Raw genomic sequence first — 5,407 nt, forward strand, 5'->3', positions numbered from 1 at the left:
GACAGATTGACGGCTCGTATCAAACCAAACCAAACCGCGATGATTCTTCCTGATATTCCCATTCCTGATTTTGTTCATTAAAAACAACAGCGAACCTTCCTTTTTGTCAATTGGTTTTTTCTCAGTATGAAAAGGCAGTATGTCATGAGTTTCATCCGTGTAAGCATCGCAAGGACCCAGCAACTCATGTGTATCACTCGTGTAGGTATAGGCTTTAAAAATTCTAAACATTTTGATTCCTTAACTGATTCTGTACCAGCCCATTAGCGTAATAAAAGCATTCGTTATATTAATTTCGCTACTACTTCCCGTCTTTCCCGTTGTACCTGAAACAGAATGGGTGTGTGCACCGATAGTAACAGTATGTGAGTGGTTCCCCGCTTGTGATGTATTTTGAGCCCTTGGTTTCCATTGATTAGGATTACCGTCATCGCCTCTTGCATTCCATGGGTCACGTACAACGCCTGCAAAATTATGTGCATGATTACCCGTTGCATTCGTATTTTAGTACCATAATCATAGCTACTGGTTGTTGCTGAAAAAGTGTGCCCGTGAGCGGGTAATTGGGCTTCTGTCAGCTTAATAGCATCAGCGCCTCCGGTAGTGAATACATTAGAACCATCTGCTTTTGCTAAACGAATGGTTTTATTTTCACCAATGTATTGCCATTTTGTATTTGGAAATAAGGTATTGGGATTTTTATTTTGAGCAAACCAGACAACAATCCCTACCGGATAAATTCCGTCAATACTTACGGTTTTCGCCAAGTCATAAGCGGCTTTGACGGCTTTGGGTGTGGCGGCCAGCGTTTCATCATTGCTGTCAGTGGCGCTACTTAACCGTGTGAGACCGTGTTGAGTGAGCGACGCAACGAGGATAGCAAAAATAATCTGTGAACCATCGCAACGGATAACATTTCTGCCACTGGGCAGTACAACACCAGTCCCTGACAGGGGTTTACAGGTCAGGGTGAAATTCCCCTGACAGTGATTGGTGACAGTCCAGTTTCTTATCCATGGCGGGAAAATTACGGTGGTATCAGCAATAAGATTGCCACTGAAGACCAGTTCTTCTTTTGCGGCCTGTAAGGTAGTCAAGGTTATCGTGCCGGTTTCCAGTCCGGTTATACTGGTGATGCCGTAACTATTCACGGGTACCCACCCTGTTGCGGAGGCATCCAACACTTCCGGATTGGTCGTATTCCCGTCTATTGTATTTAGCCAAAAACCGTCATTCGTGGAATTGGGCACTTTCGCCCCCGCCGGATAACCACCAATCGCCGTGGCAAAATCGGCATCAAAAGGGTAACCCGCGCCCGCATTATGCCAACGATAGCCGGTGTATAGTTCGTTAAGTGCCTGATTCATGTCACGGCCATCAGGGGGCAAGCCGCCTGCGGCTTTAATCGTCATGGTAATGGGGGGAAAACCGGCATCATAAGAAGCCTGATTACTGCCGGTTGGCGTTTTCGCCGTTAAATCACGCCGTGAACCATTCGCCCCAAAGGGCACCGGTTTACGAGCGGGCAAGTCTGTTTTTTTCATAAAATACTCCAAAAAATTCTACTGGATGATTAACGTCCCGCCGTAAAAAACGTCCCCTCATTAAACGGATAGGCATCCTCGGCAAAGCCAAAGTAGGGGCGACGACCTGATTGATATTCATCAGTACCCCAGAAGGTAACGGGGTGACCTCGCTGTTTCTCAATACTGACAATTCAAAGGGTTCTAGGGAAAGGCGGTGGTAATACCAATAGTCATGTCACGATAATTCACACAAAACGCCTCGCCACGTTCCTTAAACAGAAAACGTAAGAAGCGATTGATTTCAGGAATAGTCGCAATACTGATGTTAGAAAACGCCTTGCTGAGTATCAGGCTTCGATAAGCGTTGTCCGCTAGCCGGATTTTTCTGGTTTCCTGCACACCCGCGTAATAAGGGGCATCACTGAACGGGGTGGGATAATCCGCTTTTCCTTCGTCTGCCTGCGCAAACCCAAACGCGCTGTTATCGACTTCCGCCGTGATGTAACGTGAAATGTTGACGATTTTCCCCCACATATCCAGACCAAAGCGGTTGCAGGTGGTGATATCCCACACTTCATCAAGAAACCGGTCAGTAAAATCCTCCAGACTCACCGCCTGCTCGAATGTTGCGATGACAGACAGCAATTTCTGGCTGGCACTGTACTGGTTTAGCACCGTTTTTTGCCAACTCATTTTAACTCCACGTGAATGTTATCGGCTTGCAAAACGGGACTTGCGCCACGCCTGGTGTTAACGCAGACAGCCAGTTTTTGCCGTCTGGATATCATACTGATACGACACTCACCGAATAAGGCTCAATCGCAATAATCGGCGCGTAGTATTTACCCACATTCAGGGTTGCCCCTATACCCGCACGTTGAATGCCTTCTACCTCGCCATTAAACACGCGAATAACTGTTTTTTAACTTGCCCGGTAATGTCACAGGGAGGATTGAGACTTTTATCAATGTTGACGGAAAAATAGACGCTTAATGGGGTGGCTCGCTGCCACTGCATCACATATTGCGGGTAAGCGGCGAGTAGTTCTCTTTATCATAAACAGTAAAGGTGGTATCCCCATTCATGTCCGCGCCAGGATTGTAATACTGGAAGATCGTCTCGGCGATATCGTATCGTTGCCACCATTCACACAAATAAAAACGGAATGCGGTTTAACCGGATAAAGAGTCGTGCGATAGTGACCGTCTCCCTTGTTCGGTTTGACCAGACATACGCATCCGTCACACCTTGGGTTTCCAGTAGGCCGCTTTCATCGCACCATCGGTATTACGACCGTTGCGCGCCACTGATTGCGGCGGCGTGTTTCAAAGGCAATGCGGATTCTACCTGTGACCCGACACGGGCCGGTGTGTCATTGGTGATGGCGTCCCACCCTGAAACAGAGCTAAAAATTTGCGTTAATTCCCCCGTGGCGCAGGCGATGGGGCCATGCGTCGTGTTCTGGAAGGGGATTTTTACCGTGCCGCTGGCAGGGATGGTTGCTTCGCTCACTGAACGCCACAAATAACCGGCCTTATCCTGGGCGGTACTGCCTGCTGGGATACGGGTGCCGACTTTGCCCGTGCAGGTGGCCATGACAACGCTACCCTGACCAGGAATACGATTGAGAAAATAGATGCGCCCTATTCCATCCTGAAAGCGCCCGCTCGCAAAATCGGGGTTAATCTGGTTGAACAGGCATAATAATTTGTCGTAGACCTGCGCCAGTATTTCGGTCTCACTCTGGGCTATCTGTCCTTGGGGGCGCTCAGTGATTGACTGGCATGGCCGCCCAATATGCCGACAAAATCCGTCAGCCGTCCGGCGAGCACGTCCGCGATATCCGCACCGACACCCCGTTTTCGGTTATCGTGACATCAGGTACCGCGGTTTCACTGTGGTCATAATATCACCTCCAATCGGTTATTCTCGTTATCCGTGACGCGAATGACACCGCGCAGTTTCCGACTGGCCTTATCCAGCCTGACGCTTGCTATTGCCTGGTTAACAACGGCAGTTTTTCGGCCTCAACTTGTAGTTTTTGCGCAATAAATCCGGCAGTGGGTCGTCTTCCGAGGACTTCCTCCTTCCATGGAATGCCGAGTGAACGGTCAAAATAACATTCACCCATAAATACCAGACAGGCCGAGGCCACATCCTGGGCTACCGCGGCAGGGGTGGTCACTATTGCCAAATTGCCTTCACCGTCTAGCGTTAAATCCCACGCCTTATCCAGTTTTAGGGTGCAATAGGTCATAGCGTGTGCTCCGGTTTATCCGATGTGACACGGCTGCTGCCGCTTTCTACCCCGTTCACATGATGATAATGGCTGTTGTAAGCTTCCCGCAGCGCTTTGATGCTGGCCTGTTGCGTACCGACATTATCGGTGATGTCACCCGCCGCCGTGACATTTCCGGTAAAATGCGCTTGGGCGTATCGAGGATCACCCCAGAAGGGCCTTGATAGTGCCTGCTGACAGTGGATTTCAATGTTTCCTGGACTGGTGATATTTATTCGGTTATCCGCAAATTCAATAAACTGGGTCGGTGGCATATTCAGCAGTCCACCCATGTAAATGCCGTCGGCGCGGTTGTGTCTACGGCGAGTAGACGGTAATGCGCTCTGGCGGGTTGCCCTGACACGGCGGGTATCACGGTCACAAATTAATAGGTGACCAATATCCCCCACGACCGGATTCATGATGAGGGCACTGTTCCCCCGTTGCAGGCGAAATACCGGAATGGCGTAAATTGGGGTACTCTCCATCAGGACACCCCGCGTATCAGGATAAGCCAGCAGGGGGCGGACATCCACCACCAGATTGGCGCTTCACCGTGTAACGCAATCACCTGAACAATTCACAAAAAAAACAGCCGGCAAGAAGCTGACTGAAGGCATGCATAAAGGTGTTTGCATCATTACCGGATGCGTCACGGTTGTTTGTTTCTCTCATAAGCTTCAACACTCACTGCGTTACAGACACTGTGCCAGTTTCCCCCTTGCACCCAGGAAGAAAGAAAGTGTTCGACACCCGTTAACAGGTAGAGACCACTGGCACCCGGTAACGACGTATCAAGCGATACCGATCGCCCAAATGCCAGCAAGGGCTGTACTGTGTCTGAAAGGTTAATCCATTCGCGTTGTGGATCGGATACCCTATCAAGCCATTTTCCGCCGAAATCTTCGGCATAACCGCATCCCTTGTTTTCCCAGCAGGCCAAACATGGATGATTTTTCCCACCGGTTGAAATTCCAGCCGATGAGACAGGCAAATGGCGGCTATCTGAGCAAAAACACTGCCGGCGTAATACGGGTTGGATTCGGTTAAGCCGCCCAATAAATTGGGTTGAAACGTATAGCCGTTCTGCTGACATAACGAATCGAGTAAATCACTGACATTCACGACACCCGTGCGTGAAATCGGCGGAATGACTTTAGCACGGAGGTCACTGGCGGCCAGCGCTTGAATGACAAACGGAGATTCGGGCATCGTATTCATATTGGCATAAGCAGATCTGACGGCGCCCTCGAATATCAAAATATCCCCACTATAGATAGCTATGTCAAATTGTCGTCCATCGAGCACCAGCGAACTGTAATCTTTTGGTGACAACATCCCGATGAGTTCTAAACTTAACCCATAGAGGGCGCACTCTGCCTCAACGCCGCCGTATCCGCCGTAGCTATTGGTTCTGACAAAGGATTTAACGTTATCCAAGGTTAATTCTTCTATCTGGCCGTTGCCCGTATCCAGAGAGAACGCAAACTTAAGCGTTTTTTTGCTGTACATTTCCATCCTCGTAAAAAAGAAACCATCGACTCCCTAGACCGTGCCAACGCGGGTCTTCTTGCCCTTGGGTATCCACGAAGAATAAATCACC

Annotated in this window: 9 protein-coding genes and 1 pseudogene; 1 reads left to right on the top strand and 9 read right to left on the bottom strand. The window is 49.4% G+C overall.

Features of this window, described 5'->3' with window-relative positions; genetic code table 11:
- The 5 genes and pseudogenes from AYJ55_RS23755 to AYJ55_RS34190 form a co-directional block, all read right to left on the bottom strand.
- A partial coding sequence (locus AYJ55_RS23755; protein ID WP_162505860.1) for a hypothetical protein occupies positions 1 to 231 on the bottom strand: 231 nt, incomplete at its 3' end.
- A gap of 9 nt (positions 232 to 240) precedes the next feature.
- The gene (locus AYJ55_RS36585) at positions 241 to 354 is read right to left on the bottom strand and encodes a hypothetical protein (RefSeq protein WP_425393847.1); all 114 of its coding nucleotides are present in this window, start codon (positions 352 to 354) and stop codon (positions 241 to 243) included.
- 221 nt (positions 355 to 575) lie between these two features.
- A pseudogene (locus AYJ55_RS30235) lies at positions 576 to 1,544 on the bottom strand (phage tail protein); the annotation flags it as partial.
- Between the two features lie 183 nt (positions 1,545 to 1,727).
- Complete coding sequence (locus AYJ55_RS23765; protein WP_245677559.1) at positions 1,728 to 2,219, bottom strand: baseplate wedge 1 family protein; 492 nt, start codon at positions 2,217 to 2,219, stop codon at positions 1,728 to 1,730.
- Positions 2,220 to 2,813: 594 nt separating this feature from the next.
- Positions 2,814 to 3,122 (bottom strand): baseplate J/gp47 family protein, encoded by a 309-nt coding sequence (locus tag AYJ55_RS34190; RefSeq protein WP_245677560.1) that lies wholly within the window; start codon positions 3,120 to 3,122, stop codon positions 2,814 to 2,816.
- Between the two features lie 188 nt (positions 3,123 to 3,310).
- Here AYJ55_RS34190 and AYJ55_RS35040 point away from each other — a divergent pair, with 188 nt between their 5' ends.
- Positions 3,311 to 3,433, top strand: a complete 123-nt coding sequence (locus AYJ55_RS35040; RefSeq protein WP_281181232.1) for a hypothetical protein — start codon at positions 3,311 to 3,313, stop codon at positions 3,431 to 3,433.
- An 86-nt stretch (positions 3,434 to 3,519) separates the two neighbouring features.
- On the opposite strand, the gene AYJ55_RS23775 is transcribed toward AYJ55_RS35040, so the two are convergent.
- The 4 genes from AYJ55_RS23775 to AYJ55_RS36705 all read right to left on the bottom strand — a co-directional run.
- Positions 3,520 to 3,783: a contractile injection system sheath initiator gene (locus AYJ55_RS23775; protein ID WP_245677561.1), complete on the bottom strand. Its 264-nt coding sequence runs from the start codon at positions 3,781 to 3,783 to the stop codon at positions 3,520 to 3,522.
- The gene (locus tag AYJ55_RS23780; RefSeq protein ID WP_162505861.1) at positions 3,780 to 4,292 is read right to left on the bottom strand and encodes a phage baseplate protein; all 513 of its coding nucleotides are present in this window, start codon (positions 4,290 to 4,292) and stop codon (positions 3,780 to 3,782) included. Before AYJ55_RS23780 ends, AYJ55_RS23775 begins: the two co-directional genes overlap by 4 nt.
- 268 nt (positions 4,293 to 4,560) lie before the next feature.
- Positions 4,561 to 5,316, bottom strand: coding sequence for a hypothetical protein (locus AYJ55_RS23785; RefSeq protein WP_063658165.1), 756 nt, complete (start codon positions 5,314 to 5,316; stop codon positions 4,561 to 4,563).
- Positions 5,294 to 5,407: phage baseplate plug family protein (locus AYJ55_RS36705; protein WP_483771137.1), on the bottom strand; the 114-nt coding region annotated here is incomplete at its 5' end. The genes AYJ55_RS36705 and AYJ55_RS23785, both read right to left, overlap by 23 nt.

This window comes from Candidatus Arsenophonus triatominarum (assembly GCF_001640365.1).
Taxonomy (GTDB): domain Bacteria; phylum Pseudomonadota; class Gammaproteobacteria; order Enterobacterales; family Enterobacteriaceae; genus Arsenophonus; species Arsenophonus triatominarum.